Source organism: Dietzia sp. CH92 (genome assembly GCF_032248695.1).
In the GTDB taxonomy this organism is placed as follows: Bacteria; Actinomycetota; Actinomycetes; order Mycobacteriales; family Mycobacteriaceae; genus Dietzia.
In genome coordinates this window covers 1-26,508 of record NZ_JAVHXC010000009.1, presented here as the reverse complement: position 1 = coordinate 26,508, position 26,508 = coordinate 1, and the positions used below count along the sequence as shown (strand labels likewise).

Sequence of the window (26,508 nt, the reverse complement as noted above, 5' to 3'; positions counted from 1 at the left end):
ACCAGGCTAAATACCCCCGCGTCGGGAACGGGGGTTCGACGCTCCGTCACGCGGCTCGGCACTTTGCCACGAAAATCGTCACGCGCCACGCGCCACGCGACTTGCTACGCGGCCCGCCACGCGCCCCGCCCCCGCCGCGCGTCAGCCGGTCCGCACCACCGCGAACCCGAACGCCTGACAGAACACCGACTCGGCGTCGGCCACCGCGCCCGAGGAGAACTCCGCCTCGCCGGCGAGCGGGACCCGGCACGGCTCGGTGCCCAGATTCACCACCAGCGCCAACGACCCGCGGTGCACCACCAGCCACCGGTCGTCGTCGGCCTCGACCCCGCAGTCCACCCGCACGGAGCCGAGCCACGGGTCGCTGAGCTCGGGCTCGGCCTTGCGCAGCGCGATCAACGCCCGGTAGGTCCGCAGGATCTCGGCGTGCTCGTCGGCGGCCTGCTCCGAGCGGTCGAGCACCGAACGGCGGAAGGTCTCGGGATCCTGTGGATCCGCCACCGTGTCCGGGTCCCAGCCCATCGCCGCGAACTCCCGGGTCCGCCCCTGCCGCACCGCCTCCGCCAACTCCAGCTCGGGATGCGAGGTGAAGAAGCAGAACGGGGTTCGCGCGCCCCACTCCTCACCCTGGAACAGCATCGGCGTGAACGGCGAACACAGCACGATGGCGGCCTTGGCCAGCTGCTGCTGCGGCGTGAGGTTCATGGAGGGCCGGTCCCCGGCCGCGCGGTTGCCCACCTGGTCGTGGGTCAGTGTGTACGCCACGAACCGCGACCCCGGCACCCGGCCCACGTCCAGCGGCCGACCGTGCACGCGGCCGCGGAACGTCGAGTACGTGCCCGCGTGCAGGAACGCGCCCGTGAGCACCTGCCTAAGCGATTCCAGCGACCCGTAGTCCACGTAGTAGCCCTGCCGCTCCCCCGAGACCGCCGCGTGCACGGCGTGGTGGACGTCGTCGTCCCACTGCCCGTCCAGGCCGTACCCGCCCGCCTCGCGCGCGGTGACCAGACGCGGATCGTTCTGGTCCGACTCGGCGATCAGCGACAGCGGCCGCCCGAGATGCGTCGAGAGCGCTTCCACCTCCACAGCCAGCTGCTCCAGCAAATGCACGGCGGAGGCGTCGTGCAGCGCGTGCACGGCGTCCAGACGCAGGGCGTCGACGTGGAACTCGTCGAACCACCGCAGCGCGTTGTCGATGATGAACCGCCGCACCTCGCCCGAGTGTTCGCCGTCGAGGTTCAGCCCCGACCCCCACGGCCCGTCCGCCGCCGAGAGGTACGGGCCGAACTCCGGCAGGTAGTTCCCCGACGGGCCCAGATGGTTGTAGACCACGTCCAGGCACACCGCCAGCCCCCGCGCGTGGCAGGCGTCCACGAACTGCTGGAACGCGTCCGGCCCGCCGTACGGCTCGTGCACCGCGAACCACGCCACCCCGTCGTATCCCCAGCCGTACTCGCCGTTGAAGGCGTTCACCGGCATGACCTCGACCATGTCCACGCCCAACTCGACCAGCTCGTCGAGATGCTCGATCGCACTGGTCAGCGTCCCGCCGGCCGAGAAGGTGCCCACGTGCATCTCGTAGATCACCGACCCGGCCAGCTGCCGGCCGGTCCATGCCCGGTCCGTCCAGCGGGACCAGTCCAGGCGGTGCACCCGCGACAGCCCGTGCACCCCGTTCGGCTGACGCGTCGACCGCGGGTCGGGCCTGGGCGGGCCGGCCTCGTCGTCGTCGCCGGTCACCACGAACCCGTAGTCCCTGCCCTGTTCCCGGGGGACGCCGCACGTCCACCACCCGCCCGGGGCGCGGCGCATGGGGACCGGCTCGGCGTCGGGGGAGTCCAGGACCAACCCCACGGCGCGGGCCCCGGGCGCCCACACCGAGAACATCTCGGCGCGTGGGTCGGTGGAGACGGCGGTCGGGGTCGCTTGGCTGGGTGAGGTCACGCCGCCCAGCGTAGGGAAAACCCCGGCCCGCGGGGAGAGGTCGGGGCGGACCGCCGCGCCGCCCCACCGTGCCGCCCCTCGTGCCGCCCCACCGCGCCGCCACCGCGACGGGGCGCGATACTGGGGGCATGACCGCATCGCCGCCCGTGCTCAGGCTCTCCGCCGGACCGGACGTCACCGGGGAATACGAGGAGAAGCGCTCCCGGTTCGTGGCGGTACTGAGACGGTGCGACGACGAGGAGGGCGCCCGCGCCCTGATCGCCGGACTCCGGGCCGCGCACCCCACGGCTCGGCACCACTGCAGTGCCTTCACCGTGGACGTCCCCGGGGCCGGGCCGATCGAGCGGAGCAACGACGACGGCGAACCCTCCGGCACCGCCGGGACGCCCATGCTGGAGGCCCTGCGCGGAAGCGGACTGACCGGCGTGTGCGCCGTGGTCGTCCGCTGGTTCGGCGGCACCAAACTCGGCACCGGCGGTCTCGCGCGCGCCTACTCCGCCGCGGTGAACGAGGCGGTCGAGCAGGCGTGGCGCGACGGCCGGGTGGTGGAGGTGACCCGCACCCCCGCGTGGGCGACCTCGGTGGATCACGCGGTCGCCGGCGGGCTCGAGGCGGCGCTGCGCTCGGCCGGGGCGCGCATCCTGGACGTGGACTACGGCCGCCGCGTCGGGTTCACGGTGGCGGGGCGGTTCGACGTGATCGCGCCGATCCTCGCCACCCGCACGTCCGGCGGAGCGGAGTGGGCGGAGGCGGGGGTCGCGACCACCGAGACCGCGGCGACCCGCCCGGATATGGAATCCTGAACACATGAGCATGCAGCCCTACCAGCCGAACTCGATCGAGCTCCAGAAGCAGCAGGTCCGCAAGGACGCGCGGAACACGGCGATCGCGCTGGGTGTGACTGTGGTGTCGTTGCCGATCGCGCTGTTCGCGAGCTCGTTCTTCACCCTGGTGGCGATCATCGCCGGGATCCTGACCATCTATCACGGCAACAAGGTCCGCAAGGCCATCTCCGGCAAGCCCGACCAGAAGCGCGAGCTGTACTGAGCCGTCTCAGCCGGAACGGCTGGCAGGCAGATCAGCCGTGGCGGCGCACGACGTCGCCGAGGTCCGCGCGCTCGGTGCGGAAGGTGTTGGCCGGATGGTTCTCGTCCGCGTAGCCGAAGGCGATCCCGCACACGATGAGCCGGTCCTCCGGGATCGACAGGTGCTCGCGGACCGCGTCCGAGTACAGGGCGATCGCGGCCTGCGCGCACGTCGCCACACCCAGAGAGGTGGCCGCGGCCAGGAACGTCGACACGTACCCGCCACAGTCGACCGCCCCGTAGGTGCCCAGCCCCGCGTCAGAGGTGATCACCGCGACGTGCGGGGCGCCGAAGAAGCGGTAGTTCTCCAACATCTGCCGCATCCGGGCCTCCTGGTCCGACCGCTCGATGCCCAGGGCGGTGTAGAGACCGTAGCCACTGGCCCGGCGCCGCTCGCCGTACACGCCGTCGTACCGCTCCGGAGCCGGGAAATCCGAGCGCATGCCGTTGGCCAGCACGTGCTCGGTGAGGTGCGTGCTGAACGCGTCCGTCGCGTCCCCGCTCACCAGCTCGACCTGCCAGGCCTGGGAGTTGCACCACGACGCCGTGCGCTGCGCCATCCGCAGGATCTGCTCGATCGTCTCCTCCGGCACCGGCTCCGCGGTGAACCCGCGGCAGCTGTGGCGCTCGTCGAGGATCCGCTCGAGCGTGGCGGCGGCGTCGATCGTGTCGGTGACGTACGGGGCGGCGGCGTCGGTCATGCGTCCTCCAGGGGCTGCGGGGTGGTGTGACCCCAGTCTCCCACGGTGCCCCGGCCGGCGGTGCGGGCCGACCGGGGCCTTCCGACGATCTGCCCCTCGGATCGTCAGCTGCCCTAGGAACTCCCGGGGCAACTCGCAATCCGAGGGGCAGAACGCCGACGGCCACGGCTGGGTGCCCACGCTGGTAGGACTTCCGCTCGCCGTGGACCGACTCGTGAGGTTCCTGCTCGCCCGGCGCGAACTCGTCCACTCGCCGCCCCGCCCGCGGTGATCGGGCAGGTCACGAGGGCTGTCCCAGCCAGTCACAGGTGCCGTCGCGATCCACAGGAGAACGAGGCGAGCACCGGGATGCGCCGGAAGCGGCTTGGTGAGCACCCGAGGATCTGACCATGGCTACTTTCGATGACCTTCGAGCACTTCTCCATACGACTGAGCAGTTGACGGCGGCCGGCTTCAGCACGCAGTCGCTCGGTAGAGCGGTCGCCTCGGGCGATCTCATACGGCTGCGGCCCGGCTTCTACGTGGAGCGGTCGACGCGAGAGCTCGGGCGAGAGGAGCGGCACCTGCTCATGGTGCTGGCGGCGGACCGCGCCCTCGGGGGTCCGGTGTTCACCCACTGGTCAGCCGCTCTCGTCCTGGGGTTGCCGGGCTGGGATCTGCCACTCGGAACCGTGTCGTTGTCCCGCGCCGGGCACGCCCAGAGATCCCGGACCACGAGGCTGACCAAGCATGACGTGACCCCGCTGGCGGAGGACGACGTCGACGTGGTCGATGGACTGCACGTGACCCGCGCAGAACGGACCATCGTGGACGTGGCCAGGTCGTGCGCACTACCGGCGAGCGTGGCTGTCGCGGACGCGGCCTTCAAGGCGGAGGCGGTCACCGCGACCTCGGTGGACGACGCGCTGAGCCGCGCGGCCGGTAGGTCCGGCGTCAAACGCGCGCGGGCCGCGCTGGCCCGAGTCGATGCCCGCAGCGAGAGCGTCGCGGAGACCCGCAGTCGCCTCATCTTCGAGGACTTCGGTCTTCCTGAGCCTCAGACACAAGTCGACATCTTCGATGCTCACGGCAACTTCGTGGCTCGCGTGGATTTTCTCTGGCCAGAGCTCGGTCTGATCGGCGAATGCGACGGTTTCGGCAAGTATCTCGATGGCGCGGATGCGGCGGAGGCCCGGCGCCGACTGGGGGTGGAGAAGGACCGCGATGCCGCGCTCATGGCTCTGGGCTACCGGGTGCTCCACTGGCGCTGGGCGGATCTCGACAGGCCTCGGCTGCTGGTGCAGCGTCTTCGGAGCGTGATGTACCCGGCTGTCGCCTGACTACGGCGGCTGGCCGTCACGATCCGCCCTCCGAGCCTCGATCCGCCCATTGATCCTCGATTCGCCCTCCGGAAATCGATCCGCCCTAGGAACTCCGAGGGCAGATCATCATCCGAGGGGCGGATCACAAAGCGAAGGGCGGATCGCCGTGATGACGCTGCGCGGGACGCGTGGAGACTCCGGGCGCGGTTATCCTCAGGCCATGGGTGTGCGGGTGGACGCGTGGACGTGGTCGGTGCGACTGTTCCCGTCGCGGACCAAGGCGGCGGCCGCCTGCCGGGGTGGGCACGTCAAGGTCAACGGCGAGGCGGTGCAGCCGTCGAAGAACGTCGTGCCGGGCGACCGCGTGCAGGTCACGGGTGCGCTCGGCCGGATCCGCATCCTCGAGGTGGTCGAGACGGTGAGCAAGCGGGTAGGCGCCCCGGTGGCCGCGACGTGTTACATCGACCACTCGCCCCCGCCGCCGCCCAAGGAGGTCCTGGCCTCCCAACCGCGACGGGACCGCGGCGCGGGGCGGCCCACCAAGCGCGAGCGGCGCGAGACCGACCGGCTGCTGGGCCGCGGCTGACCCGGGGACCGCGATCGGACCGCGGCTGGTCGCAAGACCGCGGCCCGAGCCCGACCGGCCGAGCCCGACCCGGCTCAGGCCCGACCGCGCGGCCCGAGCCCGATCCCGCCGGGGCCGCCCGGTTCAGTCCTCCCGGACGATCACCACGACCGCCGACTCGCTGAGCAACTCGCCCAGGTCGACGCGGCCGGAGATCGGAGCCCCGACGGGCCGCACCGCCCACGTCCCCTCCGGCAGCAGGGCGGTGGTGCCTCCGAGATCGCCGGCGCTGAGCACCGCCGTCCGTCGCCGGGCGAGCAGGCCGACCGCCGGGCGACCGTCGACCGACCGGGTGAACGCGACCACGTCGGCGGCGGCGGGACCGTGCACGGGGACGGGCACGTGCGCCCCGCCGACGAGGTCCGCCGGGTGTGCGCGGCGGATCCTCAGCAGCTCGCGGACCAGCGTGAACTTCGGGTGGCCGGCACGGGCGACGGCGCCCGATCGCAGCGGACCGAAGTCGACGAACCGCCGGTTGTCCGGGTCGACGAGGGAGTCCTCCCACACCTCGGTGCCCTGGTAGACGTCCGGCACGCCGGGGGAGAGCAGTTGCACGGCCTTGGCGAGCAGGGCGTTGTCCCGGCCGGCCGGGGCGATGCGTTCGACGAACGGGCCGATGAGGCCGGCGCCGGAGTCGAGGAGGGTGTCGATCCACCGGTGCGCGGCGGACTCGAACTCCGCGTCCTGATCAGTCCACGTGGTGTGGACCGCGGCCTCCCGCAGCGCCTTGTCGGCGTAGTCGTGCAGGCGCGTGCGCAGCTGATCGGTCGGGCCGCCCAGCTCCGGCCACACGCCCACGATCACCTGCAGGAGGAAGTACCCGGCGTCCTCAGCCGGCGGCGGGTGGGCCTCGAAGACGCGCTCGACGAGGTCCGCCCACTCGTCGGGGATCTGGGACAGCACCGAGATCCGGGCGCGGACGTCCTCGCCGCGCTTGGTGTCGTGCGTGCTCAGCGCGGTCATGGTCAGCGGGGTGGCGCGGGCGCGTTCGGCCATCGTCAGGTGGAACGCCTCGGCGGGCAGCCCCATCCGCCCGGGTGAGCCGCCGACCTCGTTGAGTGAGACCAGGCGCCCGAGTCGGTAGAAGAGCCGGTCCTCCTCGGCCTTGGCGGTGGCGGCGCCGGTGACCTGGGCGAGCCGCGTGGAGGCCTCGCCGCCGCGGGTGAGGGCCGCCCCGACGAGGCGCAGCGCGGGTGCGAGCCCGGGTCGGTCCCGGCGCAGCCCGTCGAGAATGGCGGGCAGGGTGCCCCGCAGGACGGGGTAGTCGGCGCGGTAGAACGGCGTGCGCGCGATCACCGAGATCAGGGCCTCGCGGAGGTCGCCGTCCCCGACGTCGTCGGTCGTCGAGCCGTCGTGCCCGGTGGCGGCCTCGCGGCGCACGACGCGGGCGAGGCGCGCGAGCTCGGGGGCCAGGTCCTCGGTGACGATCTGCCGTTTGAGCTCGGCGGACTGCGCGTGCACGCTGTCCTCGCCGCCGGGGTCGCCCCCGTGGCGTGCCGCCAGTTCGGACAGCCGCTCCTCGCCGGTGGCGTCGACGAGCAGGTGGTCGATCAGGCGCAGCGCGTCGTAACCGGTGGTGCCGTCCACCGGCATGGCCGGTTCCAGCACCTCGTCCGGCGCGAGGATCTTCTCCACCAGCACGAGGCGCTCGGGCCCGACGAGGTCCCGCAGTCGGTGCGCGTAGCCCACCGGGTCGGACAGCCCGTCCGGGTGGTCGACGCGGATCCCGTCGACGAGGTCCTCCTCGCACCAGCGGCGCACCTCGGCGTGGGTGGCGTCGAAGACGTGGGGGTCCTCCTGCCGGAGGCCGGCCAGGCCGGTGACGGTGAAGAAGCGCCGGTAGCCGAGCAGCGGTTCGCGCCAGTGGACGAGCCGGTAGTGCTGACGGTCGTGGACCTGGCGCGCCGTGCCGCCGTCGGTGCCGGGCGCCACCGGGAACCGGTGGTCGTAGAAGTGCAGCTCGGCCTCGCCGCTCTCCGAGTCCCCGGGGGCGACGACGACGAGGTCGGCCACGTCCTCCGGTGAGCCGAGCACCGGGATCGCGATCCGGCCGTCGGCTCCGTTGGCCGCCTCGGTGTCGAAGTCGAAGAACCGGTGGTACGGCGACCCGGGGCCCCGTTTCAGGGCGTCCCACCACCAGGGGTTGGCGGCCGGCTCGTCCACCCCGAGGTGGTTGGGCACGATGTCGGCGATCAGGCCCAGATCGTGGCGACGGCACGCCGTGCGCAGGGAGCGCAGCGCCTCGATCCCGCCCAGCTCCGGCGAGACTTCGGTGGGGTCCACGACGTCGTAGCCGTGGGTCGACCCGGGCGTCGCGGTGAGGACGGGGGAGAGGTAGACCGCACCCACGCCGAGGTCGGCGAGGTAGGGCACGAGCTCCTCGGCGTCGGCCAGGGTGAACCCGCGACCGTCGGGGTCGGAGGCCGGGGTCCGCAGTTGGAGGCGGTACGTGCTGGATACCCGGTCGACGCGTCCGCGCATGTCAGCGCAGCTTCCGCAGGACGGCGCAGCCGCGGCCGTCCACGACGAGGGTGCCGTCGGAGGGCAGCTCCCCGTTGTGTTCGCCGGCGGGCCGGGTGGTGTCCAGGACGATTTCCCAGGCCTCGGCGTACCCGGTTCCCAGGAGTGAGAAGTGGATGGGCTCGTGGTGGGCGTTGAACAGCATGAGGAAGGAGTCGTCGATGATCCGCTGGCCCCGCTCGTCGGGCTCGCGGATGCCCTCGCCGTTGAGGTAGACGGCCAGGGACTTGCCGAATCCGGAGTCCCAGTCCTTGCTCGTCATCTCGGAACCGTCGGGGGCGAACCAGGCGATGTCCTGGGGGTCCTCCTCGCCGCGCACAGGGGTGCCGAAGAAGCGGCGGCGCCGGAAGACGGGGTGGTCCTTGCGCAGCCGGAGGAGTTCGCGGGTGAAGGCGAGCAGGTCCTGCTGCTCCTCGTCGAGCTCCCAATTCATCCAGGACGTCTCGTTGTCCTGGCAGTACACGTTGTTGTTGCCGTGCTGGGTGCGGGCGACCTCGTCGCCGTGGGCGATCATCGGGGTCCCCTGGGAGAGGATGAGCGTGGTGAGCAGGTTGCGCTTCTGCCGCCCCCGCAGCGCACGGATCTCCGGGTCGTCGGTGGGGCCCTCGACGCCGCAGTTCCAGGAGCGGTTGTGGCTCTCGCCGTCGTTGCCGTCCTCGCCGTTGGCCTCGTTGTGTTTCTCGTTGTAGGTCACGAGGTCGTTGAGGGTGAAGCCGTCGTGGGCGGTGACGAAGTTGATCGACGCGGTGGGGCGCCGCCCGGTGGCCTCGTAGAGGTCGGAGGAGCCGGTGAGGCGGGAGGCGAACTCGCCGAGGGTGGCGGGTTCGCCGCGCCAGAAGTCGCGGACGGTGTCGCGGAACTGCCCGTTCCACTCGGTCCACAGGGGCGGGAAGTTGCCCACCTGGTAGCCGCCCTCGCCGACGTCCCACGGTTCGGCGATGAGTTTGACCTGGCTGACCACCGGGTCCTGCTGGACCAGGTCGAAGAACGAGGACAGTCGGTCGACCTCGTGCAGGCCGCGGGCCAGGGCGGAGGCGAGGTCGAACCGGAAGCCGTCGACGTGCATGTCGAGGATCCAGTACCGCAGCGAGTCCATGATGAGCTGCAGCGAGTGCGGGTGCCGGACGTTGAGGGTGTTCCCGGTGCCCGTGTAGTCCATGTAGAACTGCTCGTCGCCCTCGACGAGCCGGTAGTAGGCCTGGTTGTCGATCCCGCGGAAGCCGATCGTGGGTCCGAGGTGGTTGCCCTCGGCGGTGTGGTTGTAGACCACGTCGAGGATCACCTCGATGTTCGCCTCGTGGAACGCCTTGACCATGGCCTTGAACTCGCTGACGGCGTCGCCGGGCTGCCTGGCGAACGCGTACTCGTTGTGGGGCGCGAGGAACCCGAAGCTGTTGTAGCCCCAGTAGTTGCGCAGGCCCTTGTCGATGAGCGGCTGGTCGTGCATGAACTGGTGCACCGGCATGAGCTCGATCGCGGTGACGCCGAGGTCGGTGAGGTAGTCGATGATCGCCGGGTGGGCCATCCCCGCGTAGGTGCCACGCATCTCGACGGGGATGTCGGGGTGGGTGGCGGTCATGCCCTTGACGTGGGCCTCGTAGATGACGGTGTTGTGGTACTCGTGGCCGGGCGCGCGGTCGTTGCCCCAGTCGAAGTAGGGGTTGATCACGACGGTGGTCATGGTGTGCCCGAGCGAGTCCTCGGTGTTGCGCTGCTCCGGGTCCTCGAGGTCGTAGCTGTGGAGGCTGGGGTGCCCGTCGAAGGTGCCGTCGAACGCCTTGCCGTAGGGGTCCATGAGGAGCTTGGACGGGTCGCAGCGCAGGCCGCTGGCCGGGTCGTACGGCCCGTGGACGCGGAACCCGTACCGCTGCCCGGGCGTCACGCCGAACAGGTAGCAGTGCCAGATGTGGTAGTCGACCTCGGTGAGTTCGATCCGCTGCTCGCCGCCGTCCTCGTCGATGAGGCAGAGCTCGACCCGCTCGGCGACTTCCGAGAACAGGGAGAAGTTGGTGCCCGTTCCGTCGTAGGTGGCCCCCAGCGGGTAGGGCGTTCCCGGCCAGGCGCGGATGAGCTCCGGGGCGGCTTGCGTCACGTCGTCTTGGGTCACGCTGCCCAAGGGTAGTGCCTTTCGGGCCCGGCGCGGTCGACGTCGAGGGAGGGCTCGGTCACCACCAGCCGGTGGCGGGTCCCATCTGGCGGGCCAGCTCGCCGGACGCGGAGCGCACCCAGGAGCCGGACAGGTGGTGGGAGTCGTGGTAGACGATCACGTTGCCCACCACGGCGGGGCAGACCTCGGGGTCGCACAGTCCGTCGGTGAGGTCGAGCAGGCGCACGTTGTCGAGGCCGGCCCCGGCCAGCGAGGCGGGGTTGATCGGGGAGATGGACCGTTCGCGCGGCATGCCGCACTCGGCGGGGGTGCCGCCGTCCCCGAGGCAGTCGCCGGCGCGGATGGGGCCGCGGCCGCGGTTGAGCCACGGGGTGTCGCGGATGGCGATGACCCCGATGCCCTGCTCGCCGAGTGCGCGCCACAGGTCGACGTACTGGCGGGGGGTGACGTCGGGTCCCACGACGCCGACCGGGCGGGTGGCGGTGGTGAAGACGAAGTCGGGGCCGAGGCCGACGAGCGCGGCGAGGGCCTCGGGGGTCCACTGCGCGCAGCTCTCGTACAGCGGTTCGTCACCGTCGGAGACCGAGGCGTCCAGGGTCAGGGGGCAGCCCATCTTGAGGACGGTGACGACGCGGAACCCGTAGTGCCGGCCGACCTCGTCGAGTCCACTGATCCAGTGCTCGGCGTGGGAGCCGCCGGTCAGGGCGATGGTGCGGGGCGAGGTGATGTCCCCGTAGACGCAGAGCCTGACCTCGGTGGACTCGAAGTCGGAGATGCAGCCGTCCATGGTGCTGGCGGGCAGGTCGTTGCCGACCTGGAGCAGTGAGGGGACGTAGCGGACGTCGTCGGGTGCGGGGACGCCCTCGAAGAACGCCCGCGCGCCGGGGTGGTCGGGGTCGGTGAGGGAGTCGACGTAGGGCACGGCGGAGCGGGAACCGGAGGTGGCGCCCCACCAGCCGACGGTGGCGACGCTGGCGACGGCGGCGACGACGACGAGGACACCGGCGCGGACGAAGAGCCTCTGCTCACGGGCCGAACGGGCGGGGCGGCCCCGCAACCGGTCACGTCGGGCGGCGGCCGGGGTGGCGCCCCCGCGGGCGCGGCTGGCCATCCGCACGGGCCGTTCGACGTACTTCTCGGTGATCAGCGCCAGCACGATCGACACGGCGATGATCGTCAGGCCGGACACGAGCGTGATCTCGGCGTCCCGGTCGTGGGAGAGCCACAGGATGAGCAGGGGCCAGTGCCACAGGTACAGCGAGTAGGAGATGTCGCCGAGCCGCCGGAAGAGCCGGCCGGACAGCAGCCAGGTGACGGGGTCCTTCCACGGGGTGGCACGCTGGCCGGCCGGCAGGTTGCCGCCGAGCACGATGAGCAGGGCGCCGCCGATGGGGTACCAGGCCAGGGGACCGGGGAAGTGGGCGGCGCCGTCGAAGAAGAAGCCGGTGCTCACGACCAGGAACAGACCCGCGGCGGTGGTGAGCAGGCGCAGGGGCCAGGGCAGGACGACGCCGGCCAGGACGATCGCGACGAGCCCGCCGACGAGCAGCTCCCACATGCGGGCGCCGGTGTCGTAGTAGTTCCACGCCTGGTTGGCCTCGCGGCCGAGGACGGCCCACCAGGCGGAGGCGGCGGTGCCGGCGGCCACGACCGCCACGAGGAACCACTTGGGGGTGCCGCGGCGCACGACCAGGCGCCACAGGGCGCTGACGCCGAGGATCACCGCGAGCGCCACGAGGTAGAACTGGCCCTGCACGGACATCGACCACAGGTGCTGGAGCGGCGAGATGGTCGCGTCGGCGGCCGCGTAGTCCGACGCGGTGATCGCCAGTTCCCAGTTCTGGTAGTACAGCAGCGAGGCGATGGTCTGCTCGAAGATCGCCGACCACTGGGTGGGCGGTTTGATGAGCACGGTGCCGGCCACCGTGGCGGCGATCGTCACCACGAGTGCCGGGTAGAGCCGGCGGACCAGCCGCGTGAGGTGCGGCAGCGGGTCGAGGGACGTGGTCCGGTCGCCGGCCCCGCGCAGCAGCGAGCCGAGGAAGAAGAACCCGGACAGGGTGAGGAACACGTCGACGCCGCCGGAGACGCGGCCCATCCAGATGTGGAACACCACCACGAGGGCGATCGCGAGGCCGCGCAGCCCGTCGATGTCGTGCCGGTAGGCCATCTTCCCGCGGCGCCGGGGGGCGGGCGCGGGAGAAGGGATGGTGGCCACTGGCGGGTACTTCCTGACGTCTCGTCCGGTCGGTCGCGAACGGCCCGGCCCGGTGCCCGGGCACCACGCCTGACGAGGCGGAGCCGGGTCCGATTACACCACAACGGGTCGGCGTCACCGTCGTTGGTAGTGTCGGGCCGCATGACCGGCCCGTCGTCGCCACCTGTCGCGCGTTCACATGACGCGCTCCCGCGTGCGGCGGTCACGGCGCTCGCCGTACCGGCTCCCTATCTGGTGGCCCTCGTGCTGTGGGTGGTCGGGGCGCCGCGCGCCGAGTTGTTGTCCGTGGGCGGGGGCCGGGGCCTGCGGTTGGACGACTCGGGGGCGGACGGCGGTAGCCAGTTGCTCACGCTGGTCGTCCTCACCGGTGCCGCGACGGTGTGCGCGGTGCTCGTGATGTGGCACCGGCACCCGGACCTGAGGCGCCCCGGCGGCGTGCCGGCGCTCACCCTGGTGCCCGGGCTGGCGGCGGCCCTCGCGGCGATGGCGGCGACCCCGCTGGCCGGGGTGCTGGCCGCGCCGCCGCGGGACGCGGCGTACGGGCAGGTGGTGCGTCAGGCACCGGCGGCGGGTGAGCTCTTCTACGACCGGATGGTCTACGGCCTCTCGGGTCCGGCGTGGGAGTGGTTCCCGCCGGGGCTGGGCTGGCTGGTCCTGGGGGCGATGATCGCGGCGTTCACCACGGCCGCGCTGGCCCATCTCGCCCCGTCGCCCGACCTGTGCGCGGACGGGCCGGACCCGGCCTGACCGTTCTCACCACCCGCTGCCGGTCGGTGGCCGCAGGGTGGCGAACTGGTCGGTGATGCGCAGGCGTCGCTCGGCGAAGCGGTACAGCGCGGCCGGCCGGCCCCCGGTCGGGCCCGGGGGAGCGTTGCGTCCGCACGCCACGAGCTCGCCCCGGCGGGTGAGGACGCGTTGGAGGTTGGTCGGGTCCACCGGGTGGCCGAGCGCGGCGGCGTAGAGCTGGGAGAGGAACGACAGGGTGAACTCCTCGGGCGCCAGGGCGAACCCGAGATTGGAGTAGGACAGCTTGGCCGCCAGGCGGTCGCGGGCCAGGGCGACGATGCCCGCGTGGTCGTAGACCGTGTCGGGCAGCCGGTCGACGGGGAACCACGCGGTGTCATCGGGCAGGGCCGGGGCGGCGTCGCAGGGCAGCACGCCGAGGAAGCCGGAGGCGAACACCCGCCGGCCGGGCACGCGGGCGGGGTCGGAGAACTCGGCGACCGGTTCGAGGTGGCTCAGTGAGCGGACGTCGACCTTCTCGGCGAGCTGCCGGGTGGCGGAGGCGCGCAGGTCCTCGTCGTCGCGGACCCCGCCGCCCGGGAGCGCCCACCGGCCGGCGGCGGGCCCCAGGGAGTGTTGCCAGAGCAGCACGTGGAGGGCGGGCGGGGCCACCTCGCCGACCGGCCGCACCTGGCTCACCACGACGAGCACCTCGTGACCGGTGTTACACTCCCTCATGTTTTCGATTATAAGTCGAAAACGCCCCCGGGCGGTTGCCGGAGGGCGCCGTGAGACTTCACCCGGGAGGGGGCAGCGTTGAGCACTGCCACAGGACACACCACCACGGTCGCGCCGCGGCCGGGCACCCCGGTCGGGCGGCTGCACTCGCCGCTGGCCGACCGGATCCGCCACGACGGGACCGTCTACACGGGCGTCGAGCCCGACGCGGAGTGGGCCTCGGAGATCCGCCGCCTCGCCGCCGAGCGCGACGCGGTGATCCTCGCGCACAACTACGAGATCCCCGCGATCCAGGACATCGCGCACCACGTGGGCGACTCGCTGGCCCTGTCGCGGGTCGCCGCGGCGGCTGAGCAGTCCACCATCGTCTTCTGCGGCGTGCACTTCATGGCCGAGACCGCCAAGATCCTCTCGCCCGAGAAGACCGTCCTCATCCCCGACGAGGCCGCGGGCTGCTCGCTGGCCGACTCCATCACGGCCGAGCAGCTCGCCGAGTGGCGATCCGAGCATCCCGACGCCGTGGTGGTCTCGTACGTCAACACCACCGCCGCGGTGAAGGCCCTCACCGACATCTGCTGTACGAGTTCCAACGCCGTGGACGTGGTGGCCTCGATCGACCCGGACCGCGAGGTGCTCTTCCTTCCCGACCAGTTCCTCGGCGCGCACGTGCGCCGCAAGACCGGTCGCGAGAACGTCCTGGTGTGGGCGGGCGAGTGCCACGTCCACGCGGCGATCAACGGCGACCAGCTCACCGCCAAGTCGCAGGCCCACCCGGGGGCCGAGCTCTTCGTCCACCCGGAGTGCGGCTGCGCGACGAGCGCGCTGCACCTGGCGACCGAGGGTGCGGTGCCCGCGGATCAGGTGAAGATCCTGTCCACCGGCGGCATGGTCGACGCCGCCCGCGCGTCGGGCGCCCGTGAGGTGCTGGTGGCCACCGAGGTGGGCATGATCCACCAGCTGCGCAAGGCCGCGCCGGAGATCGACTTCCTGCCGGTCAACGACCAGGCCAGCTGCCCCTACATGAAGATGATCACCCCCGCCGCGCTGCTGCGCGCCCTCGTCGAGGGTGCCGACGAGGTCCACGTGGACCCCGCGACCGCCGACGCCGCGCGCGGGTCGGTCGAGCGGATGATCGCCATCGGGAACCCGGGGTCGGGGGAGTGAGCGGGGACCGGGCCGCGCGCGGCGCCGGGTCGGGCGCCGGGTCGGGGACCGGGTACGACGACGAGTTCCTCGACCCCGACACCCGCGCGGATGCGGCCCTTGCGCTCCGGCGCGCCCTCGAGGAGGACCTGCGATACGGCCCGGACGCCACCTCGCTGGCCACCGTGCCGGCGGACGCCCGGGCCACCGCGCGGCTGGCGACGCGGTCCGACGGCGTCGTGGCCGGGCTGCCGCTGGTGGAGATGGTGCTGGCCGAGGTGCTGGGCCGGGACCACCCGGGCGAGGCGTTCTCCGTGACCCTGCACGCCCGCGACGGCGACCGGGTCGCGGCCGGGGACGTCGTCGCCGAGATCAGCGCGCCGACCCGCGGGCTGCTCACGGCCGAGCGCACACTGCTCAACCTCGTGTGCCACCTGTCCGGGGTCGCCACGGCCACGCGGGCGTGGGCCGACGAGCTCGCCGGCACCCGGTGCGCCGTGCGGGACACCCGCAAGACGATGCCCGGCATGCGACTGCTGCAGAAGTACGCGGTCCGCTGCGGTGGCGGGGTCAACCACCGTCTGGGCCTGGGCGACGCGGTCCTCGTGAAGGACAACCACGTCGTCGCGGCCGGCGGGGTCCTCCCGGCGCTGGCGGCCGTCCGCGAGCGTTTCCCGGACCTGCCGTGCGAGGTCGAGGTGGACTCCCTGGAGCAGCTCGACGAGATGCTGGCCGCGGGCGTGGACCTGGTCCTGCTCGACAACTTCCCGGTGTGGCAGACGCAGATCGCGGTGCAGCGCCGCGACAAGGTCTCACCCGCCACCCGGCTGGAATCCAGTGGCGGGCTGACCCTCGACGTGGCGGCCGACTACGCGCGCTGCGGCGTCGACTACCTGGCGGTGGGGGGCCTGACCCATTCGGTCGCGGTCCTCGACCTCGGACTGGATATGTGAGACCCCGCCATGTGAGGCCCCGGCACTTCGAACTGACGCGTGTGAGGTCCACCCCACGGGGGCGTTCGGGCTCGGGCGGCGGACCCCGGGCCGCGTAAAGTCGACTGCCATGACGGGGTTCTGGGACTCAGGCGAGAAGAGCACGGCGGCGGAACGACGACTGCAGCGGATGGAGGAGGCCCGGCGCCGGGTCGAGGCCGGCGAGAACACCTCGCCGCCCCCGCCCCCGCCGCCCGCCAGGACCACCCGTGCCAAGACCGCCCGGTCGCCAAGGGCCGCGACCGTCGACCCGCACGCCGTGTCCGGCGCGCAGTTCGCCGTGTGGCGCAGTGTCCAGCATTTCTGCAGCACCGACTCCACGCCCGACGCCCGCGGCGGGAACCTCGACCTGCTGGTCGCCTGGTCCGACTCCATCCAGCCGTTCCGCCTGCGTCAGCGGATCGTCGCCCGCCTGGACGACGAGGGCGCCTGGCTGCCGGTCTGCTACGCCAAGGACGGCTCCCGCGAGCCCATCACCCAGGCGCAGGCCGAGCGCTACCGGGAGGCCCGCCTCGGGGAGACGACCCTGTCCGGCGGGGCGCAGAAGCCGCTCAAGGACACCGACCACCCGGACGAGACCGTCACCCTCTGACCGGCGCCTTTCGACCGCACCCTCTCACCGGCGCCGACGGCCGGCGGCGCCCCGCCGGCCCGGCCTCAGCGCTCCGAGAGTGCGAATCGCCGCCCCTCCGGCTGCGGGCCCGTCGACACGACGATCTCGTCGACGCCGGCCTTCGCGGCCGCCGCGTCGGTGGTCTCCTTGGCGGCGGTGACCTCGTCGTCGTCGTCCCCGCCGGCCGGGTCCCCCTCGCCGGTGGCGCGGACCATCTCCCCGTCGCCCGGCAGCGGCTCCACGGCCACGATCGTCCCCTCCTCGAGCAGCGCGATGACCGCCGTGCGCGCGGCGCGGGCGTAGCGCAGGTTCCGCAGGGCCGGCGTGTCGGTGTCGGGGGCGGCGGGATCCACGTCGGCCAGTCGCAGCGGCTCGCCCGAGTGGGCCTCGTACGCCTCGCACACCGACTCGATCAGCTCGTCGAGCCCCAGGCTGTCGCGCTCGCCGAGCTTGTCCACGATGATCATGCGGGCCCGCTCCAGCGCGGGCTGCTCGGGCTCGGTGGCGGCGTCGATGGCGGTGCGGATGTCGTCGAGAGTGGTCATGCCCCGAGGGTGCCAGCCCGCGGGCCGACTCGCAGCCGGTGCGCCGCGCCCGCGTCCGCCGCGCCCGCCGCGCCCTCCTCGCTCAGCACGGCCGGTGCGCGTCGAGTACCTCCGGCACCACCGTCACCACCACGTCCTCGATCTTCCAGCTCAGCTGCGACAGTTGCCGCCGGACCTCCGCCAGCCGCGCCACGGTGACCTCCTGCCCGTCCGCGGGGACGAGGAACGCCTCCACGTGGAAGACGTGGCCCTCGTCACGCACGCGCGCGCCCCGGTCGACGGCCCAGTCCACGCCGGCGAGCAGGTCGTCGATCCGGTGGACCAGCGGGTGGGGGTCGGTGCCGTCGTAGCGGGTGGGGCGGGCGTCGGCCAGGCCCTCGATCGCGCCGCGCACGTTCGACCAGCCGTCCCGGACGATCGACACGCTCACCACGAGCGCCGCGACCGCGTCCGCCCACCACAGGCCCATGCCGATCCCCAGCACGCCGACGATCGTGGCCAGGCCGGTCTTCCAGTCGGCGCGGTTCATGTCAGCGTCGGCGTAGAGCACCTTGTCGTGCAGCGCCTCGGCCGGGGCGGCCTTCATGCGGCCGAGGATGAACGGCCCGACGACCGAGGCCGCCATCACCGCGACCATCAACCAGCCCACCCAGACGACGCGCCCGCCGATCTCCACCACGCCCATCGGCGGCCGCTCGCCGGCGACGAGACCGGTGCCCGAGTCGACGATGAGGAACGCGCCCATGACCAGCAGGGACACCCCCGCCACGAGGTGCCCGATGCCCACCGCCCGGTGGCGGCCGTACGGGAAGCGCGCGCTCGGCGGGATCCTCGACACCCGTAGTGCCACCAGGAAGGCGATCGGCGGCAGGAAGGACAGTGAGTCCTCGATCCACGCCGCCTTCATCGCCTGCGACTGCCCCGACACGGCGTACACCGCGGCGACCGTCCCCGCGAGCACGGCGATCGTGATCCACTCCAGGCGCACCGCCCGGCGCAGGGCGGCCCGCTGCTCGTCGGGCAGGTCCCGGCCGCCCAGCGCGGTCTCCGGGCTCATGACGCCTCCCCGGTCCCGGCGAGGTACGTCTCCAGCGCCACGAGTAGGGCGTTCTCCCCGAGCGGGGTGGCCATCACCATCTGCTCGGTGTCGCCGTCGGGGGTGACCTCGTCGGCGTAGGGCCTGGTCAGCGCGACCTCGGACTCCCACGGCGAGTCCGACGTCAGCCCGCCCACGAGCACGTCGAGGTCGCCCCGGACCATCGCCCCCACGAGCTCGCTCTCCGCGCCCGGTGTCCACTCGACGTCGGCGTCGTGCCGGGCCGCGAACCCGGACAGGAGGTCGACCTCGCGACCCGCGACGCGCCCGTCGTCGTACACCTGCGTCCACGGCGGGTTCTCCGACACCCCCACCCGCAGCACACCGCCGGTGATCCGGTCGAGGCTGCCGTCGGTGTCCCTGGGGAACGGTCCGCCGCACCCGGCGGTGAGGGCGGCGAGGAGGGCACCCACGGCACCGACCACGACGACGACGAGCGCCCTGCGCACACCGGGCCGGCGCGGTGGGCCCGGTCGTACCGCCTCTCGCGGAACCTGCATGACCGTTCTCCTCCTGACACTCTGCTCAGGACGCGATTCCCACGAGGATCCGGGGGACTTCGGGGAGCAGCTCGCGCGCGAGGAAGCCCGTCGGACCCACCCGGGCGGACAGGTGCTCGCCGGCCCGACCGTGGCAGTAGGTCGCCCACGCGGCGGCCTGCGCGGGTTCGGCGCCGCGGGCGAGCAGGCCGGCGACGATGCCGGCCTTGACGTCGCCGGAGCCGGAGATCCCGAGCCCGTACGAGCCGGACTCGTCGCGCCAGAGGCCTCCGTCCGGGGTGGCGACCCACGAGGTGGCCGTGCCGGACACCACGACCGCCCCGACGCGGCGCGCGAGTTCGGTCGCGTGTCCGGGGGTGTCGGCCTCCACGTCCTGCTCGTCGACGTCGAGCGTGCGGGCGAGCTCCTTGGGGTTGGGGCTGAGGACCACCCGGCCGCCGAGATGGCGCAGCCCGTCGGGGTTCTCGGTGACGTAGGCCAGGCCCAGCGCGTCCAGCACGAGGGTGGTCTCCAGCCGGGGGATCACCTCTGCGAGCAGGTCCGTCGCGGCGGTCTTGTCCCCGATCCCCGGGCCCAGCACCACCGCGTCGCACGCCCGGGCGAGCCCGACGATCGTGTCCGCTCCCGCCACGGCGAGCTCGCCGTCCTCGCGTTCCGCCAGTCCGACGGTCTTGGACTCCGGGATGTGGATCGCCAGGCCGGGCGCGACGCTCCCGGCCGTCGCGATCTGCAGCTTGCCCGCCCCGCTGCGCAACGCGGCCTCGGCGGCGAGGCGCACGGCGCCCGGGGTGGCCCGGCTCCCGCCCACGACGATCACCCGCCCCCGGCCCTCCTTGCCCCCGCCAGGCGAGGGCAGCGACCAGTCACGCAGCAGGTGCGGGGTGAGGACCGGTTCGCGCCCCGGGCCACCGGTGTCTCCGCCGGTCATCTGGTCGCCTCCTCCTGCGTCGTGGGCGTCTCGCGCGTGGTCGGCGCGTCGGCCCTCTCCACCGCCGTCGTGTCGGCGTACCGCTCGAGCTGGAGCCTCTCGCCCGCGCCGCTCCCGGTCGGCCCTTCCGCGGCGAGCCGATAGGTCGTCACCGAGCAGTTGGGTAGCGGGTCCTCCCGGTCGACCGTCAGGACGTCCTTCTCGGCCATCTGCTCGAGCGCCACGCGGAAGCACATGATCACGGCCTGGTGGCTGAACACGCAGACCCGCTCGCCGGCGTACTGCTGGCGCAGGTCGGTGAGCAGGTAGCGGACGCGCAGCAGTACGTCGGTCCAGCTCTCGCCGCCGGGCGGGCGGTAGTAGAACTTGCCGATCCGGTCCCGTCGCTCGGCCTCCTCCGGGTAGCGCTCCCGGATCCCGCGGCCGGTGTACCCGTCGAGGATCCCCAGGTCGCGCTCGCGCAGCCGTTCGTCGGTGAGCAGGGTCGCCCCGCCCCCCGCCCCACCCCCCGCCCCGCCCGCGGCCTCGAGCGCGAGCGAGGCGGTGTCGGCCGCCCGGCGGTACGGCGAGGTCAGCCACACGGTGGGCCGGACCTCCTCGGGTAGTTCGCCGAGCCAGCGGCCCACCGCCCGCGCCTGGTCCGTTCCGGCCTCCGACAGCGGGGTGTCGGCGTCGCGGTGATCCAGGTCGAGGCGGTGGGCGCCGGCTGCGCGGGCGCGGTCGTCGGCGACGTTGCCGATGCTCTGCCCGTGGCGGATCAGCGTGAGCCGCGCGAGTTCGGTCACGGTTCGAGGACCACCTTCACGGCGCCGTCCTCCTTCTTCTGGAACATCTCGTATGCGCGCGGGGCGTCCGCCAGCGGGAGCCGGTGCGTGGCGAAGTCGTCGACGCCCAGCGGGTCGTCGTCGGTGAGCAGGGGCATGATGTCCGGCACCCAGCGCTTGACGTTGGCCTGGCCCATCTTCAGGGTGATCTGCTTGTCGAACAGGGTGAGCATGGGCAGCGGGTCCGCGCTGCCGCCGTAGACGCCGGAGAGCGAGATGGTCCCGCCGCGGCGCACGATGTCGATCGCCGAATAGAACGCGTCGAGCCGGTCCACGCCGGCGTTCTCCATCATCTTCTTGCCGAGGAACTTCGGCAGCATGCCCACGGCCGCATGCGCGGCACTGGCGGCGGGGGAGCCGTGGGCCTCCATCCCGACCGCGTCGATCACCGAGTCGGGTCCGCGGCCGCCGGTCATGTCGCGGATGACCTCGCCCAGCTCGCCGGGGACGTCGGTCGGGTCGACGACCTCGACGCCCCGGTGCGCCTGGCGGGCCCTCCGCTCCGGAACGGGGTCCACGCCGATGACGCGGTGCCCGTGGTGGGCGGCGATCCGGGCCGCCATGTCACCGATGGGACCCAGGCCCAGCACGACGACCGTGCCGCCGTCGGGGATCTCGGCGTAGTCCACCGCCTGCCACGCCGTGGGCAGGACATCGGACAGGTAGAGGTAGCGGTCGTCGGCGTGCTCGTGCGGGACCTTGATGGTCGTGTTCTGCGCCTGCGGCACCCGCAGGTACTCGGCCTGGCCGCCGGAGACGCTGCCGTAGAGCTCGGAGTAGCCGAACAGCATCGCGCCCATGCCCTGGTCGCGGACCTGGGTCGTCTCGCACTGGGTGTTGAGCCCCTTGTCGCACATGTAGCAGTGCCCGCAGGAGATCTGGAACGGCATCACGACCCTGTCGCCGGGCTTGAGGTCGGGTACCTCGGCGCCGACCTCCTCCACGATGCCCATCGGCTCGTGGCCCAGGATGTCGCCTTCCTTCATGAATGGCCCGAGCACCTCGTACAGGTGGAGATCGGAGCCGCAGATGTTGGTGCTGGTGATCTTGACGATCGCGTCGGTGGGCTCCTGGACCCTGGGATCGGGGACGTCCTCGACGCGGACGTCGCGCTTGCCGTGCCAGGTGACTGCCTTCATGTTCGGGCTCCTCTCTGGTCGTGCTATGCGCCTTCACGCATGGTTCCGACCGTAATGACGAGGCCGCCCGCCCGCATCCGGTCGCGCCCGGTCAACCCACCGCGCGCAGGACGCCCGCGTGCGCGGACATCTGGTCGGAGAAGGTCGTGACCACCACCTGACGCAGCACCGTCGCGCCGTCCTCCTGCCATACGGTCGCGATCGTCGACGCGGTGAGCTCGTGAGGGCCCACGCGGAACTCGCCGAGGGTGTCCGAGATCATTCGGCCGCGGCCGTCCTCCACCCGGTGGGATGTGCGTACCCGCCACTTCTCGAGCGTCGCGGCCGTGTCGTCGAGCCGGTCCAGCAGCGTCCCGAGGTCCACCGCGGGTCTGATCCGCGCGAGCGAGAGGACGACGGTCGGTTGGAACCCCTCGCGATGGAGCTCGGGGTGTGCCCAGATCGCGACGTTCGGAACCGTTTCGTTCTGGTCCAGCAGCCGCCACCCGTCGCCGGGGTCGAGTCGGGCGAAGGAGGAGTCGTCCAGTGGTTCGAGAACCCTGGCGCCGTCGTCGAGAAACTCCGCGAGCGTCGTCATGGCGTGTCCCTTCCGTCGGCGCGGACGATCTCACCCGTGGTCCGATCCCACCGGTCGCCGACGCGCATCGTCCGACGCGTGCTCCAGTCCGGGCCCGTGAAGAACTCGGCGCACTCGGGAGTGTCCAGCAGTGGCCGGAGCGCGGGGTTCTCCACGAGGAGGTAGATGGCGTTGATGAGGGTGTTCGGCTCGATCTTGTAACCGGAGCAGTCCACCCCGATGACATCCTGATCGTCGATGCGGAAGAGCATGGTCCTCCTTCTGGTCTCCACTCCCTCACGCACGAACATCTGGACCCCGGCGCGGACATTGCGGGGGGAGGGCCGGTGAATCTCGCCGGGGCCCCCGTTCTTGATGTTGGCGTCGCACACGGGTCGGAGTGTGGTGACGGAGTCCCAGGGGATGGTGGCCCGGAAGTGCCCGCGGGTGTAATGCAGCGCCTCGGGTGTGAAGACGAGCGCGCGACGGTGACCCGCGGAGACGAAGGACCAGCCGATAAAAGCGATGCTCGCCCACCCGGCGGCCAGGGCCATGTAGGCCGACATCTGGGACCAGAGGTTGTCGTAGTCGGGATCGGAGAACCAGCGGATCAGCATCCATGAGGCCAGCGTCCACCCGACCACGAGAGGAATGTGGACGCGCCAGAGCCCGTATGCGGGAATCGGTGTCCGGGGTTCATCGATTCGGGGTGGAGTCCTGAGGTAGACGAAACCTGTGACGGTCGGAACGAGCACGGCGATCATCGCATTGGACCCGAGATACGCGAGGTCCGCCAGCTCGGGCCGCTCGGCATACGCGGCGCGCACCGGGTCGATGACACCGAGAAACCACCAGACGTCGATCGACGTGGCAGCCCATATGACCTGTGCGGCGTACCAACACAGCGCCAGGAAGGCCAGCAGCCAACGAGGGTTCTGGGCGACGCGGTAGGTCCACTCGATGGTCCGGGCGGCAGAGTCCGGTGCCGGTTGGGACATCACCCTCACCCGCCTTGCCGCTGGTCGTCGAATCGGTCGCGGACGTGCGTGGACGCCCTGGCGCTCGCGAACGTGCCGAGGACGATGCCCCCGAGTACTCCGGCCACAGTCCCCGCGCCGGGAATGATGCTTCCGGCCAGGCCACCCGCTACGGCGGAACCGACGATGCTCGCCGCAAGCCCCGCTCCGAGACCGGCGCCCTCGGCGGCGAGCGTCTCCGTCAACGGCTCGTCCTCCGGCGCGCCGTACACCCCGGCCACGAAGCTCAGCGCCGACCCGAACGGGCCGAGCCCCTTGGCGACGACTCGGGTGCTGCGTAGCCCGTCGTCGCTGGCCGCGATCGCGGCGGCCAGCGGTTCCGTCATCACCGAGTTCACCACGCCGACGGTGATCGTCTTGAAGTCGGTGTTGTTGCTGTGGTCGGCGATGGTCTCGTAGAGGCGGGTGAGCTTGTCCGCCGTCTCGACGTCTAGGGAGTCGATCGCTCGGAGCGCGTCCTTGATGGTCTCTTCGAGCTCGCGGAGTTCTCGCACCCGGGTCGCCTCCATGTCGGGAGGACACACCACGCTCCCGTCCTCCGCGACGGTCGCCCCCTGTCGGAACACCGCCTCGACTCCCGCCCGCAGCCGATCCCGGTGGATGGCGACGGATCGTGCGAACGACGACAGGGGATTCGCGGTGCTGCGCAGGTCGTCGCCGAGTGCGAACGCGCGCCTACGCAGATCCTGAACTGATGAGCGCGCCGCGTCGACGGACAGACCCTCCATCCCGTCCAGCACCCTCTCGGCATCGTCCCGCAGCCGGTCCGCGACGTCATTCGTCGCGGTGATACCCGCGCGGACCGCGCTCAGAAGCGATTCGGCGTCGTCCACCTGCCATGCGAGTGCGTCGCTGACCCGTATCGGCACCGGTTCACCTCCCGCCGAACATCGCGGCGTTGTCGGCGTCCGTCGTGACGATGACGCCGGTCGCGGTCCGGAGGCCGTCCGCCTCCTCCGACAAATCGGAGCTCAGTCTGTCGGCCGACTGACTCAGCCGCGCGCCGAGCGTGCCCGCGATGGCCGCGACCCTGCTGCCCCTCAGAGCATTCGCCAGCGTGGTGAGGTCGCCCTCCGGGGTGATCCCGCCGATCTGGTCGCCGTATCCGTCCACGCGCCGGGCGAGATCTGTCAGCGTGACCGGCGTGACGTCGAGAGGCCCGGTCATCGTGGCCCCACCGTGGGTCCGATCCTCGGACGCGCCGATTGCCCCTGCCGGTCCCGCGCATCTCGGTGGAAGCACCCCGGTGCCCGGGCGGCGCTCGTCGTCGTCGTTCTCATACCCGCGCTTTCATATCCGCCTCGCTGTCCGTGGCGCATCGCTGTCGTTGCTGGTCACGTGTCATCTATCCGGCACCGTATTTCCGGTGCACCCCGTACGACGCGTGGGCCGGCCGATTCGGTTCCACACTTTCCGGCCTCGATTCGCTTCACGGGCGGCGCCGGGGGCGTCGGCCGCGCCGGAGCCCGCCGTGACCGTCGGCGATCGGGGACTCGACACGCCCATGGCCCGACCGGCGTGTGACGGTCGGGAGATCGTCGTCCTCCATTCGTCAGTCACCCCGGGCGCCTACGCCCAGGAGATCTCCTCGGCTCTGGCCAGGGACCCGGGGGCGTCCTACCTGCGGCCGGACATGGCGTGCCCGACGCTGCGCCCGCGCGACGAGAACGGCAACGTCATCTAGGCCGCCGTCGCCGGCATCACCGGAGGATGAGCGGGATGCGTTGTTCCGCCGCGGTGTTGGCGCCGTGGTGGCCCAGAAGGGACGACTCCATCGGCTCGTGCTCCGACCGCGCGAGGATGACGCCGCCGGTCGCGATGGCGATGACATCACCGAGCCGGTCGGCGTAGGCGCGATCGGGACCGAAGAGCCGCTCGTCGAGGGCCTGCTCACGGCTGATGACACGGGCAAGCCCGTCGAGTTCGTGCTGCCAGGTGAGGAGGACATCTTGTTCCGACCCGCGTCGGACGTACGCGTGTCGAACCCTGGCTTCACCGGCGATCGTCTCCACGTCGGCGAGGAGGGCAGGGGTCGTGTCGAGGTCGATGACGGTGTCGGCGCGGACCATCCCGTGGTCCGCGGTGAGGAGGAGTCGGCAGTCGCGGGGGAGATCGGTGGCGAGGTCCGCGACGAACGCGTCGACACTGCGGAGTGACTCCAGCCATTCGGGAGAACCCGGGCCGTGGATATGGCCGATGAGGTCGAGGTCGCCGTAGTAGGCGTACACGAAACGGCGACGTCGGGAGGGTTCGCCGACGGTGTCGAGCACTCCCTGTTTCACCTCGTCGAGCGAGACGGCGGGTCGGAAGACGCCGTCGGCGCGGAAGGCCGCCCGGGTCAACCCCGAGTCGCGGAATTCCTCGCGCATCACGTATGTGACCTCGACGCCGTCCGCGGCGAGGAGTTCGATCTGACTCGGTTGCTGTTGGAACCGCTGGGGTGGGAAGCGATCCAGTGCCGACGGACCCTCCGCCGAGCCGAGTGTCCACCGCAGCGGGTTGAACGCCACGGGGGAGTCGTCGGCGTCATCCGAGACGCGGAAGCTGTACCCCACGATCCCGTGTCTGGAGCAGGGCGCGCCGACCGCGAGACTGGTGAGGCTGGTGGCAGTCGTGGCGGGGAAGCCGGCGGTGATCATCTGGGTGGTCAGTGCGGCGAGCGTCGGGGAATCTGCGGCATGAGTCCGGATGAGCTCGGCGCCGAGCCCGTCGATCAGGACGAGGACCGCGTCCGACGCCGGCACAATGCCGAGCGGGTTGTGGGGACCGGAGCCCAGCGCGGAGACAACAGACGGCATGACATCGGCCAACGAATGGGCGGACGGATCACGTGGAATGCCTGACATCACTTCACCATCCCCCATTCAACGCCGGAGAGGGCTGTAACCGGCGTCCATTACCGACGAGGCACCCGGCGGGTCGATACCGACCACTCGATCAGAAGGGTGGTGGTGGTTGGAGTTGTTGGTCGAGTTGCTTGTCGAGGTGGTCGAGCAGGGCTTGGCGGATGGCGTGTTCGAGGGTGCTGTGGTGGGGTTTGTTGCGTTGCCACCAGCGGCTGTCGTCGGCCGGGCTGAACCCGCGCGGCGCGGGCGTGGTCCTGGGCGTGGTCGCGCGGTCGGCGTCTGCGGCGGCTGCTTGGGTGCGTTCGCGGTTGAGGCGTTGGGCGCGGC

Annotated in this window: 26 protein-coding genes and 1 pseudogene; 9 read left to right on the top strand and 18 right to left on the bottom strand. The window is 71.9% G+C overall.

Annotated elements, in window-relative coordinates; genetic code table 11:
• Positions 1-141: 141 nt before the first annotated feature.
• The gene (treZ, locus tag RWK90_RS15800; protein ID WP_314038636.1) at positions 142-1,887 is read right to left on the bottom strand and encodes a malto-oligosyltrehalose trehalohydrolase; all 1,746 of its coding nucleotides are present in this window, start codon (positions 1,885-1,887) and stop codon (positions 142-144) included.
• 185 nt (positions 1,888-2,072) lie between these two features.
• Here treZ and RWK90_RS15795 point away from each other — a divergent pair, with 185 nt between their 5' ends.
• Together RWK90_RS15795 and RWK90_RS15790 are read left to right on the top strand one after the other, a co-directional pair.
• Positions 2,073-2,747 (top strand): YigZ family protein, encoded by a 675-nt coding sequence (locus tag RWK90_RS15795; RefSeq protein WP_314038574.1) that lies wholly within the window; start codon positions 2,073-2,075, stop codon positions 2,745-2,747.
• 4 nt (positions 2,748-2,751) lie between these two features.
• Entirely contained in the window at positions 2,752-2,991 is a 240-nt protein-coding gene (locus tag RWK90_RS15790) for a hypothetical protein (RefSeq protein WP_063973324.1), read from the top strand.
• Between the two features lie 31 nt (positions 2,992-3,022).
• Here RWK90_RS15790 and RWK90_RS15785 read toward each other — a convergent pair whose 3' ends face one another.
• Positions 3,023-3,730: a nitroreductase gene (locus RWK90_RS15785; RefSeq protein WP_314038573.1), complete on the bottom strand. Its 708-nt coding sequence runs from the start codon at positions 3,728-3,730 to the stop codon at positions 3,023-3,025.
• Between the two features lie 389 nt (positions 3,731-4,119).
• Here RWK90_RS15785 and RWK90_RS15780 point away from each other — a divergent pair, with 389 nt between their 5' ends.
• Complete coding sequence (locus tag RWK90_RS15780) at positions 4,120-5,049, top strand: type IV toxin-antitoxin system AbiEi family antitoxin domain-containing protein (RefSeq protein ID WP_314038572.1); 930 nt, start codon at positions 4,120-4,122, stop codon at positions 5,047-5,049.
• Between the two features lie 202 nt (positions 5,050-5,251).
• Positions 5,252-5,617 carry an RNA-binding S4 domain-containing protein gene (locus tag RWK90_RS15775; protein ID WP_108847143.1) on the top strand — a complete coding sequence of 122 codons (366 nt, stop codon included), beginning with the start codon at positions 5,252-5,254 and terminating at the stop codon, positions 5,615-5,617.
• A 123-nt stretch (positions 5,618-5,740) separates the two neighbouring features.
• On the opposite strand, the gene treY is transcribed toward RWK90_RS15775, so the two are convergent.
• Genes treY through RWK90_RS15760 form a run of 3 tightly spaced genes read right to left on the bottom strand, consistent with a single transcriptional unit; the run spans position 5,741 to position 12,501 of the window.
• Positions 5,741-8,137, bottom strand: a complete 2,397-nt coding sequence (gene treY / locus RWK90_RS15770; protein ID WP_314038571.1) for a malto-oligosyltrehalose synthase — start codon at positions 8,135-8,137, stop codon at positions 5,741-5,743.
• A 1-nt stretch (position 8,138) separates the two neighbouring features.
• Complete coding sequence (glgX, locus tag RWK90_RS15765; RefSeq protein WP_314038570.1) at positions 8,139-10,283, bottom strand: glycogen debranching protein GlgX; 2,145 nt, start codon at positions 10,281-10,283, stop codon at positions 8,139-8,141.
• A gap of 58 nt (positions 10,284-10,341) precedes the next feature.
• Entirely contained in the window at positions 10,342-12,501 is a 2,160-nt protein-coding gene (locus tag RWK90_RS15760) for an acyltransferase family protein (protein WP_314038569.1), read from the bottom strand.
• Positions 12,502-12,642: 141 nt separating this feature from the next.
• Between RWK90_RS15760 and RWK90_RS15755 the strand changes: the two genes are divergently transcribed.
• Positions 12,643-13,248, top strand: a complete 606-nt coding sequence (locus tag RWK90_RS15755; protein WP_314038568.1) for a hypothetical protein — start codon at positions 12,643-12,645, stop codon at positions 13,246-13,248.
• 6 nt (positions 13,249-13,254) lie between these two features.
• Here RWK90_RS15755 and RWK90_RS15750 read toward each other — a convergent pair whose 3' ends face one another.
• Positions 13,255-13,962 (bottom strand): NrtR DNA-binding winged helix domain-containing protein, encoded by a 708-nt coding sequence (locus tag RWK90_RS15750; RefSeq protein WP_314038567.1) that lies wholly within the window; start codon positions 13,960-13,962, stop codon positions 13,255-13,257.
• A gap of 141 nt (positions 13,963-14,103) precedes the next feature.
• Between RWK90_RS15750 and nadA the strand changes: the two genes are divergently transcribed.
• From nadA to RWK90_RS15735, 3 genes are all read left to right on the top strand, one after another.
• Positions 14,104-15,126 carry a quinolinate synthase NadA gene (nadA, locus tag RWK90_RS15745; RefSeq protein WP_314038635.1) on the top strand — a complete coding sequence of 341 codons (1,023 nt, stop codon included), beginning with the start codon at positions 14,104-14,106 and terminating at the stop codon, positions 15,124-15,126.
• Complete coding sequence (gene nadC / locus RWK90_RS15740; RefSeq protein ID WP_314038566.1) at positions 15,123-16,058, top strand: carboxylating nicotinate-nucleotide diphosphorylase; 936 nt, start codon at positions 15,123-15,125, stop codon at positions 16,056-16,058. Before nadA ends, nadC begins: the two co-directional genes overlap by 4 nt.
• 109 nt (positions 16,059-16,167) lie before the next feature.
• Complete coding sequence (locus RWK90_RS15735) at positions 16,168-16,689, top strand: hypothetical protein (protein ID WP_314038565.1); 522 nt, start codon at positions 16,168-16,170, stop codon at positions 16,687-16,689.
• Positions 16,690-16,754: 65 nt separating this feature from the next.
• Here the strand turns inward: RWK90_RS15735 and RWK90_RS15730 are convergent, their stop codons facing one another.
• The 10 genes from RWK90_RS15730 to RWK90_RS15685 form a co-directional block, all read right to left on the bottom strand.
• Positions 16,755-17,255, bottom strand: a complete 501-nt coding sequence (locus tag RWK90_RS15730; RefSeq protein WP_314038564.1) for a hypothetical protein — start codon at positions 17,253-17,255, stop codon at positions 16,755-16,757.
• A gap of 82 nt (positions 17,256-17,337) precedes the next feature.
• Positions 17,338-18,312 carry a cation transporter gene (locus RWK90_RS15725; RefSeq protein ID WP_314038563.1) on the bottom strand — a complete coding sequence of 325 codons (975 nt, stop codon included), beginning with the start codon at positions 18,310-18,312 and terminating at the stop codon, positions 17,338-17,340.
• On the bottom strand, positions 18,309-18,851 hold the full coding sequence (locus tag RWK90_RS15720; protein WP_314038562.1) for a transporter substrate-binding domain-containing protein: 543 nt from the start codon (positions 18,849-18,851) through the stop codon (positions 18,309-18,311). Before RWK90_RS15720 ends, RWK90_RS15725 begins: the two co-directional genes overlap by 4 nt.
• A gap of 25 nt (positions 18,852-18,876) precedes the next feature.
• On the bottom strand, positions 18,877-19,779 hold the full coding sequence (locus RWK90_RS15715; RefSeq protein WP_314038561.1) for an NAD(P)H-hydrate dehydratase: 903 nt from the start codon (positions 19,777-19,779) through the stop codon (positions 18,877-18,879).
• The gene (locus RWK90_RS15710) at positions 19,776-20,564 is read right to left on the bottom strand and encodes a histidine phosphatase family protein (RefSeq protein WP_314038560.1); all 789 of its coding nucleotides are present in this window, start codon (positions 20,562-20,564) and stop codon (positions 19,776-19,778) included. The genes RWK90_RS15715 and RWK90_RS15710 overlap by 4 nt, the downstream gene beginning before the upstream one ends.
• Positions 20,561-21,742 (bottom strand): zinc-dependent alcohol dehydrogenase, encoded by a 1,182-nt coding sequence (locus RWK90_RS15705; protein WP_314038559.1) that lies wholly within the window; start codon positions 21,740-21,742, stop codon positions 20,561-20,563. Before RWK90_RS15705 ends, RWK90_RS15710 begins: the two co-directional genes overlap by 4 nt.
• Positions 21,743-21,833: 91 nt before the next feature.
• On the bottom strand, positions 21,834-22,319 hold the full coding sequence (locus tag RWK90_RS15700) for a hypothetical protein (protein WP_314038558.1): 486 nt from the start codon (positions 22,317-22,319) through the stop codon (positions 21,834-21,836).
• Positions 22,316-23,296 (bottom strand): hypothetical protein, encoded by a 981-nt coding sequence (locus RWK90_RS15695; RefSeq protein WP_314038557.1) that lies wholly within the window; start codon positions 23,294-23,296, stop codon positions 22,316-22,318. Before RWK90_RS15695 ends, RWK90_RS15700 begins: the two co-directional genes overlap by 4 nt.
• Before the next feature lie 5 nt (positions 23,297-23,301).
• Positions 23,302-24,204: a hypothetical protein gene (locus RWK90_RS15690; RefSeq protein WP_314038555.1), complete on the bottom strand. Its 903-nt coding sequence runs from the start codon at positions 24,202-24,204 to the stop codon at positions 23,302-23,304.
• 4 nt (positions 24,205-24,208) lie between these two features.
• Positions 24,209-24,502, bottom strand: a complete 294-nt coding sequence (locus RWK90_RS15685) for a hypothetical protein (RefSeq protein WP_314038554.1) — start codon at positions 24,500-24,502, stop codon at positions 24,209-24,211.
• A gap of 304 nt (positions 24,503-24,806) precedes the next feature.
• On the opposite strand from RWK90_RS15685, the gene RWK90_RS15680 reads away from it, so the two are divergent.
• Positions 24,807-25,019, top strand: a complete 213-nt coding sequence (locus RWK90_RS15680) for a hypothetical protein (protein ID WP_314038553.1) — start codon at positions 24,807-24,809, stop codon at positions 25,017-25,019.
• 16 nt (positions 25,020-25,035) lie between these two features.
• Here RWK90_RS15680 and RWK90_RS15675 read toward each other — a convergent pair whose 3' ends face one another.
• Together RWK90_RS15675 and RWK90_RS15670 are read right to left on the bottom strand one after the other, a co-directional pair.
• Complete coding sequence (locus RWK90_RS15675; protein WP_314038552.1) at positions 25,036-26,181, bottom strand: alkaline phosphatase family protein; 1,146 nt, start codon at positions 26,179-26,181, stop codon at positions 25,036-25,038.
• 91 nt (positions 26,182-26,272) lie between these two features.
• A pseudogene (locus RWK90_RS15670) lies at positions 26,273-26,508 on the bottom strand (HNH endonuclease); the annotation flags it as partial.

Coding starts and splice junctions, on each gene's coding strand:
- RWK90_RS15725 (WP_314038563.1), bottom strand. CDS start 18,312: ATGAGCCCGGAGACCGCGCTGGGCGGCCGGGACCTGCCCGACGAGCAG.
- RWK90_RS15685 (WP_314038554.1), bottom strand. CDS start 24,502: ATGACCGGGCCTCTCGACGTCACGCCGGTCACGCTGACAGATCTCGCC.
- RWK90_RS15750 (WP_314038567.1), bottom strand. CDS start 13,962: ATGAGGGAGTGTAACACCGGTCACGAGGTGCTCGTCGTGGTGAGCCAG.
- RWK90_RS15695 (WP_314038557.1), bottom strand. CDS start 23,296: ATGTCCCAACCGGCACCGGACTCTGCCGCCCGGACCATCGAGTGGACC.
- RWK90_RS15715 (WP_314038561.1), bottom strand. CDS start 19,779: ATGACCGGCGGAGACACCGGTGGCCCGGGGCGCGAACCGGTCCTCACC.
- RWK90_RS15775 (WP_108847143.1), top strand. CDS start 5,252: ATGGGTGTGCGGGTGGACGCGTGGACGTGGTCGGTGCGACTGTTCCCG.
- RWK90_RS15755 (WP_314038568.1), top strand. CDS start 12,643: ATGACCGGCCCGTCGTCGCCACCTGTCGCGCGTTCACATGACGCGCTC.
- RWK90_RS15705 (WP_314038559.1), bottom strand. CDS start 21,742: ATGAAGGCAGTCACCTGGCACGGCAAGCGCGACGTCCGCGTCGAGGAC.
- RWK90_RS15795 (WP_314038574.1), top strand. CDS start 2,073: ATGACCGCATCGCCGCCCGTGCTCAGGCTCTCCGCCGGACCGGACGTC.
- RWK90_RS15785 (WP_314038573.1), bottom strand. CDS start 3,730: ATGACCGACGCCGCCGCCCCGTACGTCACCGACACGATCGACGCCGCC.
- RWK90_RS15675 (WP_314038552.1), bottom strand. CDS start 26,181: ATGTCAGGCATTCCACGTGATCCGTCCGCCCATTCGTTGGCCGATGTC.
- treZ (WP_314038636.1), bottom strand. CDS start 1,887: ATGTTCTCGGTGTGGGCGCCCGGGGCCCGCGCCGTGGGGTTGGTCCTG.
- RWK90_RS15730 (WP_314038564.1), bottom strand. CDS start 17,255: ATGACCACTCTCGACGACATCCGCACCGCCATCGACGCCGCCACCGAG.
- RWK90_RS15780 (WP_314038572.1), top strand. CDS start 4,120: ATGGCTACTTTCGATGACCTTCGAGCACTTCTCCATACGACTGAGCAG.
- RWK90_RS15735 (WP_314038565.1), top strand. CDS start 16,168: ATGACGGGGTTCTGGGACTCAGGCGAGAAGAGCACGGCGGCGGAACGA.
- RWK90_RS15790 (WP_063973324.1), top strand. CDS start 2,752: ATGAGCATGCAGCCCTACCAGCCGAACTCGATCGAGCTCCAGAAGCAG.
- RWK90_RS15720 (WP_314038562.1), bottom strand. CDS start 18,851: ATGCAGGTTCCGCGAGAGGCGGTACGACCGGGCCCACCGCGCCGGCCC.
- RWK90_RS15700 (WP_314038558.1), bottom strand. CDS start 22,319: ATGACGACGCTCGCGGAGTTTCTCGACGACGGCGCCAGGGTTCTCGAA.
- treY (WP_314038571.1), bottom strand. CDS start 8,137: ATGCGCGGACGCGTCGACCGGGTATCCAGCACGTACCGCCTCCAACTG.